Here is a 15,256-nt window from a genome sequence, read left to right as displayed (position 1 = left end):
ACGCCCGTTGCTTCCGCGTCCGGTTCCGCCGACAATAACGACCGTCTGATCGACACTCGGTGTTAGCGGGGGGATTTCTGGTGAATCTGCGCGTACTCGGCACGGCCGGCTCGATAGCGGTAGCGACGGCGGTGCTGTGCGCGTGTGGTCCGGTCGGTCCGCCGGGTATCCACTTCGGCGAGGCGAAACCCGCCACCCAGCCCATCACCGTGACGCTGCCCGCCACCGACGACAATTGGCCCGACGCCTGCGCCGTCCTCTCCGACGCCGAGATCACCGCGATCCTGCCGCAGGCCACCAACCTGAAACGCACGCCGCAGACCGTGCAGATCGTCGACGAATCGGTGCGCAATATCGCCCAGGGCGGGTGCCTGTTCGGTTTCGACCTGCCCGACCTGCCCGCGTCCTCGGACAACGCCAAGATCACCGTCATGTTCTCCGCGGTCGGCGAGGAATCCGCCGTCGCCGCCTACTACGCCGATCGGAAGCGCTTCACCGGCGACCCGGTGGCACCGGAGTGGGGCGCCACCGAATGCACCTACGGCAAGATCATCGAATCCACGGTGGACTGCCATCGGGGGAATTTCGCGTTCGCCATCACCGGCGACTCCTCGGTCGGCGGCCTGGACAGCCCCGCGCGGTTCCAGATCTGGCGCGACGAGGTCACCGCCGAGATCGTGCGCACCCTGGTCGCCAGGATGGACTGACGTACCTCACACCGCTCCCGCACGCGGCCCGCGACCGCGCGCACATAGACTCGCGGCGTGGCAGACATCTCGGTGCGTGGGCGCCTGGCTTTGCGAGCGGCGGCGGCAGCGTCGTGGGCTTCGCAGAAGGCGGGCCGCGGCAAGGGTTCGATGATCGGCGGCCTGATCGCGCTGAAGATCGATCCGACGATCATGACGCAGCTCGGTCGCGGCAGGCGGACGGTGCTGATCACCGGCACCAACGGCAAGTCGACCACCACCAGGATGACCACCGCCGCGCTGGGCTCGCTCGGCCAGGTCGCCACCCAGGCCGACGGCGCCAATATGGACGCGGGCATCGTCGCCGCGCTGAGCGTGCACCAGGGGGTGCCGCTGGCCGCGATCGAGGTCGACGAACTGCATCTGCCGCATGTCAGCGACGCGCTCGACCCGGCCGCCGTGGTGCTGCTGAACCTGAGCCGCGACCAGCTCGACCGGGTCGGCGAGATCAACATGATCGAACGCAAGCTGCGCGCGGGGCTGGCCCGCCATCCCGGCACCGTCGTCATCGCCAACTGTGACGACGTGCTGGTGGCCTCCATCGCCTACGACCATCCCAGGGTGGTGTGGGTGTCGGCGGGCAGCGGCTGGGCTGTCGACGCGACGAGCTGTCCGCGCAGCGGTGAGCCGATCGTCTGGGAGGGCGAGAACTGGCGCTCGACCGGCGCCGATTTCCATCGCCCGCAGCCGGATTGGTGGCTCGAGGGCGAAGACCTGTGCGGCCCCGACGGTTTCCGCGCGCCCCTGCACCTGGCGCTGCCCGGTCGCGCGAACCGCGGCAATGCGGCGCAGGCCGTCGCCGCGGCGGTCGCGATGGGCGCCGAGCCCGCCAAGGCGACCGACGCGACCGGCACCGTGCGCGAGATCGCCAGCCGCTACCGCACCGTCACCGTCGGCGAGCACGACGCGCGGCTGCTGCTGGCCAAGAACCCGGCGGGCTGGCAAGAGGCGCTGTCGATGATCGAGCCGACCTCGGCCGGTCTGGTGATCGCGGTCAACGGGCAGGTGCCCGACGGTGAGGACCTGTCCTGGCTGTGGGACGTGCGGTTCGAGCACTTCGAAGGCGTGCAGGTGGTGGCCGCCGGCGAGCGCGCCACCGACCTGGCCGTGCGCCTGACCTACGCCGGGGTCGAGCACACCCTCGTCCCGGACCCGCTGCGCGCCATCGCCTCCTGCCCGGCCGGGCACGTCGAGGTGCTGGCCAACTACACCGCGTTCCGCGATCTCAACCGTGACCTGGAGGCACGCGCATGAGCGAGTCGACCATTCGCATCGGCCTCGTCCTGCCCGACGTGATGGGCACCTACGGCGACGGCGGCAACGCGCTGGTACTGCGCCAGCGGCTGCGGATGCGCGGCTACGACGCCGAGATCGTCGACATCACCCTGGCCGACCCGGTACCGGACTCGTTCGACATCTACACCCTCGGCGGCGCCGAGGACTCGGCCCAGCGCCTGGCCACCCGGCACCTGCAGAAGTACCCCGGCCTGCAGCAGGCCGCCGCCAAGGGCGCCCCCGTCCTCGCGATCTGCGCCGCCATCCAGGTGCTCGGCAACTGGTACGAGACCTCGGCAGGCGAGAAGGTCGACGGCGTCAGCCTCTTCGATGTCACCACCTCCCCCCAGGACACCCGCGCCATCGGCGAGGTGACGACCACCCCCGTCCTCGACGGCCTGTCCGCCCCGCTGACCGGCTTCGAGAACCACCGCGGCGGCACCCTCCTCGGCCCCGACGCCGCCCCGCTCGCCAAGGTCACCCGCGGTGTCGGCAACGGCGTCGGTGACGGCACCGAAGGCGTGGTCCAGGGCTCCGTCATCGGCACCTACCTGCACGGCCCCGCCCTGGCCCGCAACCCCGAACTCGCCGACCTCCTCATCGCCCGAGCCCTCGGCATCTCCCCCACCGACCTCGCCCCCCTCGACCTCCCCGAGGTAGACCGCCTCCGCCGCGAACGCCTCCGCGCCTAGCGGCTCGTCAGCACGGCAGCGAATCGACCTCGTAACGCAGGCAGTACGGGTCCCGGGTGACGAGCGTCAGCTCCTCACACCGGGCCTGCGCGACCAGGATCCGATCGAACGGATCACGATGGATCGACGGCAGCCGCGCGGCTTCGATGGTGTGCCGCGCCTCGATCGGTAACGGCAGGAACCCGCTACCCACCACTCGCTCGGGCAGGTCGGCCGGACCGGCCAGCTTGCCCGACGCCTGTTTCATCGCGATCTCCCAGACCGACGCCGAGCTGACGTAGACATCGGGGTCGTGGTCGAGCCGTTCGCGCAGTTCCGCGTCCAGCGTCGGATCGTCGGTGAGCCACCACAGGACGACGTGGGTATCCAGCAGCAGGCTCATGCGTCGAAGTCGCGCGCGATCTCGGCATTGGTCTCGGGCGAATCCCAGCCCGGCGACAACTCCAGCCGGCCACGAAGCGAGCCACGACCGGTCCGATTCACCCGACGCGTCAACGGAACGACTTTGGCCACCGGAGTCCCGGCACGACTGATCACGATTTCCTCCCCCTGCTCCACCCGCTCGATGATGCGCGACAGGTTCGTCTTCGCGTCGTGAATATTGAACCGCTCCGCCGCGTTACCTGCCATGACGCCTCCTTAGCTAAGAGGTTAGTCCAGCGACTCGGGGCCTGTCCACCGCCGTCGTCAGGATCCGCGCGCATCCGAGATTCGGCGTGCTCCGTGACGAACTCGCCCGCCAGATCGACGGGGCCAACGCCCGAGCTTCACTCCGCCGCGGCGACCGCCGCCTTCGGCTGCCCGCGGGTGATGAGGTAGCCGAACGCGGCGGCGAGCGGGAACATCAGCATGCCGTAGATCGCGGCGGGCACCGCCATCTCGGTGCTGCCCAGGACGCTCACCGCGATGGTGATGGCGATCGTGCTGTTGTGGATGCCGACCTCCATCGAGCAGGCGATGGCCTGCCGGTCCGGCACCCCGAGCAGGCGCGGCAGGAAGTAGCCGACGGTCAGGCTGATCAGGCAGAACAGCGCGGTGATGGCGCCGACCTGGGCGAACGAGTCACCGAGGGTGTCGGATTCGGTGGCCACGGTGCCGAGGATCACCAGCAGCAGGGTCAGCGCCGAGCCGATCCGCACCGGGCGGTCCATCCGGTCGGCGAACGCGGCCGAGGAGCGGCGCACCAGCATGCCGATCGCGACCGGGACCAGCACGATCGCGAACACCTGCACCACCTTGCCGAACTGCAGCCCGAGCGAGCCACCCTCGGCGGGGTCGAAGTAGCCGATCGCGAAGTTGGTCACCAGCGGCACGGTGGCGACCGCGATGATCGAGTTGACCGCGGTCAGCGACACGTTCAGCGCCACGTCGCCACGGAACAGATGGCTGAACAGGTTCGCCGTGGTCCCGCCCGGCGAGGAGGCCAGCAGCATCACCCCGACCGCCAGGATCGCGGGCAGATCGAACAGCAGGACCAGCCCGAAGGCGACGACGGGTAGCGCGACCACCTGACAGAGCAGCGCGATCGCGACGATGCGCGGGCTCTTGGCGATGCGGGTGAAGTCGGCGACGGTGAGCGAGAGTCCCAGACCGAACATGATCACGGCCAAGGCCAGCGGCAGTCCGACGGAAACCAGGGGTGAGTTCATAGCAATCCTCATCGAGCAGCCCGGGCGTCCCGGGTTTGAGACTCATGCGTCTCAATGAGTGAGGGTAGCCAGATGTGATCCAGATCGCAGCGGAAACGCCGGAATTACGCGACCACGGCGGCGGAGTCGCTGCGCTCGCACAGTTCGTGGACGAAGCGCATCTTCTCCAGGACATGGTCGGGCAGCACGAACGGATAGAGGTCGTCGTGTCCCATCGATCGGTTGACCATGTTGAGCGACCAGGCCAGCGGCAGCCACAGTTCGATGATCTTGTCGAAGCCCGCGCGCCCGACCTGCGGACGATCGAGGGTGGCGCCCGCGGGGGCGAGGCCGAAGGCGGCGGCGGTGTCGAGGGTGTCGCGGATGTGCAGGTAGTGCGCGAACGTCTCGGCCCAGTCCTCCGCAGCGTGCATGGTCGCGTAGGACGACACGTAGTCCCCCTCCCAGCCGGGTGGCGCGCCCTGGGAGTAGTGCCGGTTCAGCGCGTCCTGGTAGTCGGCGTACGGGTCGCCGAACAGCTCCCGGAACCGCTGCAGCGCTTCGTCTCCGGCGACCAGCACGGCGAAGTAGTAGTGCCCGATCTCGTGCCGGAAATGGCCGAGCAGGGTGCGGTACGGCTCGGCCATCTCGATCCGCAACTGCTCGCGGTGCGGGTCGTTCGCCTCGGCCAGATCGAGGGTGACGACCCCGTCGATGTGCCCGGTCAGCACGCCGTCGGTGCGGCTGGAGAGCAGGTCGAAGGCCAGGCCGTGCGCGGGGTCGGCGTCGCGGCCGACGATCGGCAGGCCGAGCTCGGCCAGTTCGAAGATCAAGCGGCGCTTGGCCGCCTCGGCCTCGGCGAACGCCGCAAGACCGTCGGCGTCGGCGTCGTTGGGCCTGGTCCGGGTCAGCGCGCACGACGCGCACAGCATCGGCCCGGACGTGCGATCCGTCGTGTCGACCAGCCAATTGCACTGCGCCACATGCAGGTTGTCACACAGCCGGAACCGGTCACCGTCGACGACGCCGCCCGCGTGATCGATAGCCGCGTCACCGGGCGGATCGCCGATCACCACCAGCGCGCGCTCCCGCAGGCTGAAGCCGAGCCGGCTCGAGCACGACAGGCAGACCGAATTCTCGAAGGCCAGCTGCTGCCCACAGTTCGGGCAGACGAAATCACGCAAGGGACTACACCTCCACCGGGGCAACATCGACCGAGACCGTGATCGTGGACTGTTTGGCGTCGGTGTAGATGATGCCACGCAGTGGCGGAACATCCTGGTAGTCACGCCCCCACGCCACGGTCACGTAGCGCTCGTCGGCGAACTGGTCGTTGGTGGGGTCGAAGGCAATCCAGCGGCCGGTGCGGTCGGTGGAGTCGGTGCCGGGCAGCCAGACCGCCGCCCACGCGTGGGTGGCGTCCACCCCGACCATACGTTCCTTGCCCGGCGGCGGATCGGTCGCGAGGTAACCCGAGACGTAGCGTGCGGCCAGCCCCCGCGACCGCAGGCAGGCCGCGCCGATCCGGGCGAAATCCTGGCAGACGCCCTCGCGCGCGGCGAAGACGTCGGCGACGCTGGTGCTCACCGTGGTCGAGCCGGAGCGGTACCGGAAATCCTGGTTGATCCGGGTATTCAGCTCGGTGACCGCCGCCAGCAGCGGCCTGCCCGGCGGGAAACTCCGCGCGGCGTACTCGGCGACCTCCGGGGTGATCTCCGGCGGCAGCAGATCGAGGGTGAACTCGACCGCGAGCGGCCCGGTGGCCGTGCTCGGCCGCGCCGCCTCCCACGCGACATCGGCGCCCGGCGTCGTCGACGGATGCTCGCCGTCGACCTCGACGAGGGATTCGCCGGTGACCTCGAGTCTCCGATGTTCCGATGTCACATGGAAATACGTGGTCGTGTTGCCGTAGACATCGGTGCCGACCGAGCGGTCCGACGGCACCGGGTCGATGTAGATATCGTGCTCGAGCAGCCGCTGACCGGCGAACTCGCGCGGCGTCAGATACGCACGGCCGTAGGAACTGGTGACCTCGTCGGAGTAGCTGTAGGTGGTCCGGTGCACCACCCGGTAACGCCTGCTCATCCGACCATCCTGGTATTGCCCCACAGCGGCTGGATACCCACCGGCACAGCGAGTTTGGTGGTCTCGAACGATTCCGACAGCTTGCGCAGCCGCAAGTGCACCCCCGCCAGCAGTTCCACCAGCTCCGTCCGCACGCCTTCGGCGTCGGTCTGTTCGAGATCGGCCGGGTCGACGCGGCGCAGCATGCGCTGGGCGTCGGCGAGCAGCCGCTGCGAGCGGGACGCGCCCGCGCCGCCGGGCAGTGCCTGGAAGTCGGCTTCGAGCCGGTCGAGCTGATACACCAGCGAGCGCGGATTGCCCGCGTCGAACAGCAGCAGCCCGGCCAGCGCGGCGACGTGCGCCGAACCACGGTGGCGACGGCGGTAACTCACCGCCGACTCGGTGGCGACGAGCACCGAATCGGCGACCACCCGCTCCACCTCGGGCGAGCTCGCCTGCGCCAGTGCGGCATTGAGCAGCGAGGACAGCGCGAGCCCGCGCTCGATGCGCTTGCCGATGTCCATGACGTACCAGCCGGTGTCGCGCACCAGCGATTCGGCGCCGATCCCCGACAGCGACAGCAGCGCGGCCAGCGCCAGCGAGTGCACCGAGGACAGCGCGGTCTCCTGTTCGGTACTGGCACTACGGAACTCGGCCAGCGCGCGGTCGACGGCGCCGACGATCATCCAGGTGTCACCGGAGAGCTGGTCACGAACGGCCCTGGCGGCCGCGCCGTAGTGGTCGACCGCGTAGGACAGCGATCCCGGCAGGTTCCGGTCGCCGGTGAGCGCGGACAGGTAGGCGAACCCGTCAGCGGACGCGCCCGCGACGGTGCGCCGTGCCGCGGTCGACCCGCCGTCCATCGGGCGGTTCGTGAACTGGCCCTGCTTCTGCCGGGTGCGTGGCACGTCGGATTCGTTGTCCCCCACCGGTTCCGCCGTCCGATCGGCGGCGGTGCCGGTGGTGCGCAGTGCACGCGCGAGCGCGCTCGTCCCCGCGCGTTCCCACGGGGCAGCCGTGTCGTCGGAATCCGGTTCCATCGCAGTGGTATCCATATCCGCTTCGCCCGAATCCGGAGACGCGGTATCGCCGCCGGCTGCCGACGACCGAGTCCCGGTTCCCGGCGCCTCAGCAGCTCCATCAGCGGCCGGGGACCGGGTGTCGCTTCCCGGCGTCGCGGCGCCGTCTGCTGATCCGCTCACCCTGGCAGCGGAGGACGCCGCGGAATCAGGCGCGGCGGCGGTGGACCGATCGGCGCCCGCATCCACGGCACCGGAGTCAGCCTGCGGTGGCACCCGGACCAGGGCGCCGACCGGCCCGCTCCCATGGGGCAGCACGGATTCCGGGGCGTTCGTGCCGGTGGTCACCGACAGCGCGCGCAACAGGATCGGCAGCGCCTCGGCACCGTCGAGCCAGGGGCGGTAGCGGTAGTCCTGGTAGACGTCGTGGGTCGCGGCGAGCAGCCGGACCACCGATTCGGCGCGCTCGCTGTAGCGGCCCATCCAGAACAGGTCGTTGAGCACACGTGGCGAGCTGACCGCCTCGACGACCGGCACGGCGCGGCGCAGCCGTTCCTCGTGCGGCGTCTCGGCGCCGACGGCGGGCGCGGTCGCGGGCGCGGCGCGCACCCAGACGTCCTTGGCCGCCACCTTGATCACGCTGCGCGTCGGTTCCAGCCGCATCCGCTGCTGGCCCAGCCCACCCGACATCGCGGTGTAGCCGCCGCGGCGGGCCAGCGAGAACAGCCGCATCCCGACCGGTGCGGGCTTGAGACCCGCCTCGCCTTCGACAGCGGGCGCGACCGAGAACTCCGCGGGTTCCTGACCGACCCATTTCCATCGCTCGGCCTCGATCCGGGCGGCGAGTTCGTCGCGCTCGGCGGCAGCCAGGCTCGGCCCGAAGATGGTCGACCCGTCGACCGCCGACCGGATCACCAGGTCACCGACGTGGGCGATGAGATGCGCGCGCTCGGTGTCGTCGCCGCCCCAGTAGGCGGGCGTGCCGTCGAGCAGCAGGTCGGCGCCGAGGACGGACCGGGCGATCCGGGGCAGAAACGCGCTCAGCGCAGGCGATTCCAGCAGTCCCGAGCCGAGGGTGTTGACCACCGTGACCGCGCCCCGGCGCAACACCTCGACCAGGCCGACCACGCCGAGGCGCGAATCGGGCCGTAGATCCAGCGGATCGGAGAACTCCGCGTCCACGCGGCGCAGCACCACGTCGACCCGTTCCAGACTGCCGAGCGAGCGCATCCACAACGCGCCGTCACGCACCACCAGGTCGGCGCTCTCGACCAGCGGGAAACCGAGCGTCTGCGCGAGATAGGCCTGATCGAACGCGGTTTCGGAATGCGAGCCGGGGCTCAGCACCACGATGACCGGCTCCTCGCCGTCGGCCAGTTCCGGCGCGGCTTCGGCGAGCATCAACCGCATGGCCCGCGCGAACGGCGTGAGCGGACGCGGGCCCGCGTGCTCGAACGCCTCGGGGATGGCCGAGGCGACCACGCGCCGGTCGGCCAGCGCGTACCCGGCGCCCGAGGGTGCCTGCGCCCAGTCGGCCAGTACCCGGAACTGCCCGTCGCTCCAGCGGCTGATGTCGCAGGCGTGCAGGAACAGCTGGTGCGTGCCGGGGATGGTGATGCCGTGCGCCGCCCGCACGTACCCGGTATTGCCGAAGACGAGCTCCGGCTGCAGCAGCCCCGAACTCAGTAGTCTGCGTGGGCCGTACACATCGGTGAGCACTTCGTCGAGCACGAGCGAGCGCTGCACCAGACCGTTCTCCAGCCGGGTCCAGTCGTCGGCGGAGACCAGCAGCGGGATGGGATCGAGCCGCCAGGGCATCGGGGTCGCCGCGTCGTCGCCGAGGCCGACCTCGGTGTAGGTGACGCCGTCGTCCTCGATCTGCCTGCGCACCCGGTGATCGATCCGGCCCAGTCCACCGGTGCCCTGGTCGACGAAGTCGGCCGAGAGCTCCGACCACATCGACCGCACCCGCCCGCGGCCGTCGACCAGTTCGTCGTAATAGCCCTGGGTGGGCCGACCGCACTCGTCGAAGCGCGATCCCGCCTTGCTCTCGGCCCGGTACCGCGCGAACTGCTCGGCAGCGTCGTCGGCGGCGAGGACGCCGCGTCGTTCGCGGCCCCTGGTATCCCGTCGGTCAGGCACCGTTGCTTGCTCCTTCGTCGCCTGCGCAACGGCACCTGACCGACGGGACGGCCGCGAACCGGCCGCTGCGCGGCCGTCCCCGGCGCGAGGCCGGGGAGTGCTGTAGTTGGGCGAGTTGTCGTAGTTACCGGTTGTCGCGCACGCCCCACACGGTTCGCGCGCGACGTAGATCCAGGATGCCCGGTGCACCGACATCGGTCGACTGCGCCGCGATCTTCGCACGGAGTTCGGCCGGGTCCATCGGATTCACGGTGTGTCCCGCCGCCTCGAAGCGGCGATTGCGCCGGGACTGGGCCGCCACCGCGTTCACGGGCGCGTCGTCGAAGGCGCGGCCGCCGGGGTGCACGACGTGATAGGTGCAGCCGCCGTGCGAGAGTCCGGTCGCCGCGTCGACCAGGTCGAACACCAGCGGCGCGTCCACGGTGATGGAGGGGTGCAGCGAGTTCGGCGGCTGCCAGGCGCGATAGCGCACACCGGCGACCTGCACGTCGGCCTTGTCGGTGGTCAGCAGCGGCACCGGCATGCCGTTGCAGGTCACCACGTACCGGCCGCGATCGGCGCCGACCACCCGCACCTGCAACCGTTCCACCGAGGAGTCGACATAGCGGGCCGTGCCCTGCCCGGTGGTCTGCTCGCCGAGGGTCAGCCACGGTTCGATCGCGCCGCGCAGCTCCAGTTCGACATCGCCGATCACCGCGGTCCCGATCCGCGGGAAGCGGAACTCGGTGAACGGGTCGAGCCAGCTGGTGTCGAAATCGACGCCGTGCGCGCGCAGGTCGGCGGCCACCTCGGCGATATCACTCATCAGGAAGTGCGGCAGCAGATAGCGGCCGTGCAGGTTGGCGCCGTGGCGCAGCAGCGGCGCCCGGTACGGCTGGTCCCAGAACATCGCCACCAGCCCGCGCACCAGCAGCGACTGCACCATCGCCATCTGGAAGTGCGGCGGCATCTCGAAGCCGCGCAGTTCCAGCAGACCGAGCCTGCCACGCGCGGAATCGGGACTGTAGAGCTTGTCGATGCAGAACTCGGCGCGGTGGGTGTTGCCGGTGAGATCGGTCAGCAGGTGCCGCAGGGCGCGGTCGATATGCCAGGGCGCCGACTGGATCTCGGCCGGGGTGGCATCGCCGATCGCCTGCTCGGCGGTGAGCCGGGCGATTTCGGCGAAGGCGATCTCGAGTTCGTAGAGCGCGTCCTCGCGACCCTCGTCGGCACGCGGGGCCTGCGAGGTCGGTCCGACGAAACGGCCCGCGAACAGGTACGACAGCGCCGGATGACGCTGCCAGTAGGTCAGCATCGACACCAGCAGATCCGGCCTGCGCAGCAGTGGCGAGCGCGCGGGTGTCACCCCGCCCAGGGTGATGTGATTGCCGCCGCCGGTGCCGCCGTGCGTGCCGTCCACGTCGAACGACTCGGTGCTCAACCGGGCCAGCCTGGCCTGCTCGTAGAGGGTGTTGAGCACCTCGGCCTGCTCGGCGAAGGAACTGGTCGGCATGATGTTCACCTCGATCACCCCGGGATCGGGGGTGATCGAGAACGTCTGCAGCAGGGGGTCGTTCGGTGGGGCGTAGCCCTCGAGCACCACCGGCTGCCCGATCGCGACGGCGGCGGATTCCACTCGGGCGATCAGGTCGAGGAAGTCGGCCAGCTCGCTGACCGGCGGCAGGAACACATGCAACCGGCCCGCGCGGACCTCGGCGACCAGCGCGGTCGTCGGCGTGAAATGCGCGGGTTCCACCAGCGCGGGCGGTTCGGCCCGCTCCGGGTCCAGCGGCCGCTGATACAGCGGGTCGGCCTCGGGCAGCACCGGCGGCGACACCCACGACACCGACCCGATCGGCAGGCGCAGACCCGCGGGCGAATCGCCGTCGGCGAGCACGATCCGCCCCGGCCCGTCCTCATCGCGTCCCCGTCGCAACTGCCAGTCGGCACTCGCCCAGCCCGCGCCGTCGGCCCGGCGATGAATCGGCAGCACGAAGGCGGCCGGTTCGTTGACCGCCTGGTCCAGGCTCTCCACCAACCGCTGCCGGACCTCCGGCGAGTCCTCCTCGGGATCGATGTCGGCGGGCGGCGGATCACCGTACGGCGCGGACACGGTCGCGGCCAACCGGGCCAGCGGGTCCTCGAAGGCAGGCCGCACCTGTCCGGCGGGCAACCCGAGCGTGTCGGCGATCTGCGCGATCAGATCCCGCGCCGCATCGATATCGGCGGCCGGTTGCCGATCCGCCAGCGCCCCAGCCGCATTCAGCGGCTGCGTCTCCGCGGCCCGGATCCCCGCCTTCTTCCGCGCCCGCTTCCCCTTCTTCTTCTCTTTCTGCTTCTTCCCCTTCGCCGACTTCCCGGCCTCGACCGCCGCCACCTCGGCAGACGCGGCCACCTCGGCAGACGCGGTCAGCTCGCCCGACTCGGCAAGTCCAGCGATCTCGACCTCCCCACCAGGCTCGACCGAACCTCCGAGCTCGGCCAGGTCGGCGGGCCCAGCCAGGTCGGCGGCCTCAGCCAGTGCTGTGGGGGTGTCGGTGAGTGCGGGCTGTGCCGGTACCGCGCGCTGGGAGATCGGGGTCCAGGGGTCGGTGAGGAGGTCCTGGCGGCGCCAGATCGGTTCGCCGTCGGCGCGCCAGGCGATGGCGATCTCCCAGCGCGGCAACGGTTCTCCGGGGTACCACTTGCCCTGCCGGTATTGGACGATGCCGGTGGGGGCGTAGAGCGAGCGCAGGCGGTCGGCCAGGTCGACGGCGCGCTCGCGTTTGTGCGGGCCGTCGGCGTCGGTGGTCCACTGGGCGCTCATCTGGTCGTCGATGGAGACGAAGGTGGGTTCGCCGCCCATGGTCAGGCCGACGTCGGCCGCGGCCATCCGCTTGTCGATGGCGGCACCGGAGGCGGTGATCCGGTCCCACTGGGAATCGGTGTAGGGCAGGGTGACTCGCGGATCCTCGTGCACCCGGCGCACCACATTGCTGAATTCGAGGGTGGCCTCGGTGATCCCGGTCGCGCCGGTGATCGGGGCGGCGGCGCCGGGATGCGGGGTCGCCGCGAGCGGGATGTGCCCCTCCCCGGCGAACAGCCCGGAGGTGGGATCCATGCCGATCCAGCCTGCGCCCGGCAGGTACACCTCGGTCCAGGCGTGCAGATCGGTGAAGTCGGCGCTGGGCCCCGACGGCCCGTCCAGCGACGGCGTGTCCGAGGTCAGCTGCACCAGATAACCGGAGACGAACCGCGCGGCCAGCCCCAGCTCGCGCAGAATGCCGACAAGCAGCCAGGCCGAGTCCCGGCAGGACCCCAGCCGGGTGCGCAGCGTGTGATCGGGCGACTGCACGCCCGGCTCCATCCGCACCGTGTAGTCGACGGTGTTGCGCAGCGCGTAGTTCAGCTCGACCAGGTAGTCGATCGAACGGATCCGGCCGTGCGCGCGGTGCACCCGCACCCAGTCGGTCAGCAACTCCCCCGGCCCGGAACCCGGCTCCGCCTCGTCGACCGGGCGCAGGTACGGCTCCAGATCGGCGGCCGGCGCCGCGGGATAGGTGAACGGGAAGTACTCGGCGTAGTCCTCCACGAAGAAGTCGAACGGGTTGACCACCTCGAGATCGGCGATCAACCCCACGGTGATCGACAATTCCTTGGTCGGCTCCGGAAATACCAGCCGCGCAACGAAATTGCCGAACGCGTCCTGTTGCCAGTTCACGTAGTGCGCGGCCGGCGACACCTGCAGCGAGTACGCCTCGATCGGCGTCCGCGAATGCGGCGCGGGCCGCAGCCGCACCTCGTGCGGATGCACCTCGACGAGACGATCGAAGGAGTACGCGGTCCGGTGTTCGAGTGACACCTTGATGCCCATGCACTCAGTTGACCACAGACCACGGGCGCGGCGTGGCGTGACGAAACCGGAGTTTCCCGGCGGGCATCAGGTCGAAACCCGCAGGCAACACAGCCGCGCCGAAGGCTGCCGAACCAGCACGAACCGACCGACCCGTAGGCTGACCGGGTGAGCTACGACCACATCCTCTTGCCGTCCGGCGTCGCCACCTCCGTCGACGAGGTGGACGCGTACCTGGCTGCCCAGGAAGGTCAGCCGGAGTCCGCGGAGATCGTCGAGATCGCGACCGAACTGAACGCCCGCAACGCCGAACTACCGGTGGACGACTCGTTCCTGAGCGTCGAATCGGTCGGCGGCGCGAACGGGGCGACGCTCTACATCCCCTCGCCGTACGACGCGATCGGCTTCGTCCGCAACCTGCTCTTCGACCTGGCCACCCCGCGCGGCTTCGCCGTCTACGACCCGCAGCTGACCTGGCTGATCGACCCGGCCGGGCACGTGCCGATCGCCGTCACCCACGGTGGCGCGGGCGAATTCCCGTATCTCACCGAGGAATTGGCGCAGCGCTGGGTCGCCGGACTGGCCGACCCGAACCCCTATCTGATCGTCGAGCGCGGCGAGCAGCGCTACATCCAGACCTACCGTGATCCGAGCGGGCCGTACACCCTGGAATACCGCGACGGCTCCCCGGACCGGCACTTCGGCGCCACGCTCGACGATCCGGCGCGCGTCGCCGACATCATCTGGGCCTGGACCACCGAGGACCCCGCCGCGGGCAAGGGCGTGGACTGGACCCGCGTCGAGTTCTGAGCGCTAGAGCGCCCGCCGGCCCGACAGCGCGCGGCCGAGGGTCAGCTCGTCGGCGAACTCCAGGTCGCCGCCCATCGGCAGGCCGGAAGCCAGCCGGGTGACGGTGAGCCCGGGGAAATCGCGCAGCATGCGCACCAGGTAGGTGGCCGTCGCCTCGCCCTCGGTGTTCGGGTCGGTCGCGATGATCACCTCGCTCACGTCGACGCCGTCGTCCTGATTGCCGATGCGGGTCAGCAGTTCCCTGATCCGCAGCTGATCGGGTCCGACGCCGCTGAGCGGATCGAGCGCACCGCCGAGCACGTGGTAGCGACCACGGAACTCGCGGGTGCGCTCGATCGCCTGCACGTCCTTGGGTTCCTCGACCACACAGATCATCGTGCGGTCGCGGCGCGGGTCGGCACAGATCCGGCACAGCTCACCGTCGGCGACGGTGCCGCACGACACGCAGAACTGCACGCCGTCGCGCACCTTCTGCAACGCGGCCTGCAACCGGTCGATCTCCGGCGGCTCCACCTGCAGCAGGTGGAAAGCGATGCGCTGTGCGCTCTTCGGACCGACGCCGGGCAGCTTGCCCAGCTCGTCGATCAGATCCTGAACCGGCCCCTCATACATCAGAAGTCGGGCAGACCGGGCATCGAGCCGCCGCCGAGGCCCTGCGAAAGCGGGCCGAGGCGCTCGGCGGCGAGCCGCTGGGCGTTGGCCATGGCGTCGTTGATCGCGCCGATGACCAGGTCCTGCAGGCCGTCGACATCGGACGGATCGACGATCTTCGGGTCGATCGTCAGCGCGACGACCTCACCGCTCACCTTGATGGTCGCCGCGACCAGACCGCCGCCGGCCTGACCCTGCACTTCGGACTCGGCGAGCTCGGCTTGCGCCTGCATCACCGCCTGCTGCATCTGCTGGGCTTGTGCGAGCAGGGCCTGCATATCGAACTGACCACCATCGGGTTGCACAGCACGTCCTCTCCAGAAGTTTCGTCCGCGTCAAGCGTAGTCCTCACGCGCCGCCGGGATACTCCCACACCCGCCCCGGCGATGGCGCATACCGACCGGGCCGTTACCCGTGA

13 protein-coding genes are annotated in these 15,256 nt (G+C 70.2%); 4 read left to right on the top strand and 9 right to left on the bottom strand.

The window, feature by feature from the left end:
• Positions 1-80: 80 nt before the first annotated feature.
• Genes NV348_RS17790 through NV348_RS17780 form a run of 3 tightly spaced genes read left to right on the top strand, consistent with a single transcriptional unit; the run spans position 81 to position 2,713 of the window.
• Positions 81-707, top strand: coding sequence for a hypothetical protein (locus NV348_RS17790; RefSeq protein ID WP_447147890.1), 627 nt, complete (start codon positions 81-83; stop codon positions 705-707).
• Between the two features lie 57 nt (positions 708-764).
• On the top strand, positions 765-2,000 hold the full coding sequence (locus tag NV348_RS17785; protein WP_447147889.1) for a DUF1727 domain-containing protein: 1,236 nt from the start codon (positions 765-767) through the stop codon (positions 1,998-2,000).
• The gene (locus NV348_RS17780; RefSeq protein ID WP_447147888.1) at positions 1,997-2,713 is read left to right on the top strand and encodes a type 1 glutamine amidotransferase; all 717 of its coding nucleotides are present in this window, start codon (positions 1,997-1,999) and stop codon (positions 2,711-2,713) included. The genes NV348_RS17785 and NV348_RS17780 overlap by 4 nt, the downstream gene beginning before the upstream one ends.
• Positions 2,714-2,720: 7 nt before the next feature.
• Here NV348_RS17780 and NV348_RS17775 read toward each other — a convergent pair whose 3' ends face one another.
• The 7 genes from NV348_RS17775 to NV348_RS17745 all read right to left on the bottom strand — a co-directional run bounded on the left by NV348_RS17775 (position 2,721) and on the right by NV348_RS17745 (position 13,398).
• Positions 2,721-3,095 carry a type II toxin-antitoxin system VapC family toxin gene (locus NV348_RS17775; RefSeq protein WP_447147887.1) on the bottom strand — a complete coding sequence of 125 codons (375 nt, stop codon included), beginning with the start codon at positions 3,093-3,095 and terminating at the stop codon, positions 2,721-2,723.
• Positions 3,092-3,343 (bottom strand): type II toxin-antitoxin system Phd/YefM family antitoxin, encoded by a 252-nt coding sequence (locus tag NV348_RS17770; RefSeq protein ID WP_447147886.1) that lies wholly within the window; start codon positions 3,341-3,343, stop codon positions 3,092-3,094. Before NV348_RS17770 ends, NV348_RS17775 begins: the two co-directional genes overlap by 4 nt.
• Positions 3,344-3,480: 137 nt before the next feature.
• Positions 3,481-4,362 carry a bile acid:sodium symporter family protein gene (locus tag NV348_RS17765; protein ID WP_447147885.1) on the bottom strand — a complete coding sequence of 294 codons (882 nt, stop codon included), beginning with the start codon at positions 4,360-4,362 and terminating at the stop codon, positions 3,481-3,483.
• Positions 4,363-4,466: 104 nt separating this feature from the next.
• Entirely contained in the window at positions 4,467-5,525 is a 1,059-nt protein-coding gene (locus NV348_RS17760; protein WP_447147884.1) for a zinc-binding metallopeptidase family protein, read from the bottom strand.
• A 4-nt stretch (positions 5,526-5,529) separates the two neighbouring features.
• Entirely contained in the window at positions 5,530-6,426 is an 897-nt protein-coding gene (locus tag NV348_RS17755) for a transglutaminase family protein (RefSeq protein WP_447147883.1), read from the bottom strand.
• The gene (locus tag NV348_RS17750; protein ID WP_447147882.1) at positions 6,423-9,566 is read right to left on the bottom strand and encodes a circularly permuted type 2 ATP-grasp protein; all 3,144 of its coding nucleotides are present in this window, start codon (positions 9,564-9,566) and stop codon (positions 6,423-6,425) included. The genes NV348_RS17755 and NV348_RS17750 overlap by 4 nt, the downstream gene beginning before the upstream one ends.
• A gap of 124 nt (positions 9,567-9,690) precedes the next feature.
• Positions 9,691-13,398, bottom strand: a complete 3,708-nt coding sequence (locus NV348_RS17745) for a transglutaminase family protein (protein ID WP_447147881.1) — start codon at positions 13,396-13,398, stop codon at positions 9,691-9,693.
• A gap of 147 nt (positions 13,399-13,545) precedes the next feature.
• Between NV348_RS17745 and NV348_RS17740 the strand changes: the two genes are divergently transcribed.
• Positions 13,546-14,187: a hypothetical protein gene (locus NV348_RS17740; RefSeq protein WP_447147880.1), complete on the top strand. Its 642-nt coding sequence runs from the start codon at positions 13,546-13,548 to the stop codon at positions 14,185-14,187.
• Between the two features lie 3 nt (positions 14,188-14,190).
• On the opposite strand, the gene recR is transcribed toward NV348_RS17740, so the two are convergent.
• Positions 14,191-14,799 (bottom strand): recombination mediator RecR, encoded by a 609-nt coding sequence (gene recR / locus NV348_RS17735; protein WP_019044526.1) that lies wholly within the window; start codon positions 14,797-14,799, stop codon positions 14,191-14,193.
• Positions 14,799-15,143, bottom strand: a complete 345-nt coding sequence (locus NV348_RS17730) for a YbaB/EbfC family nucleoid-associated protein (RefSeq protein WP_447147879.1) — start codon at positions 15,141-15,143, stop codon at positions 14,799-14,801. The genes recR and NV348_RS17730 overlap by 1 nt, the downstream gene beginning before the upstream one ends.
• Between the last annotated feature and the right edge of the window lie 113 nt (positions 15,144-15,256).

It is taken from the genome of Nocardia fodinahabitans (assembly GCF_052983615.1).
This window is presented reverse-complemented; position numbering and strand designations above follow the sequence as displayed.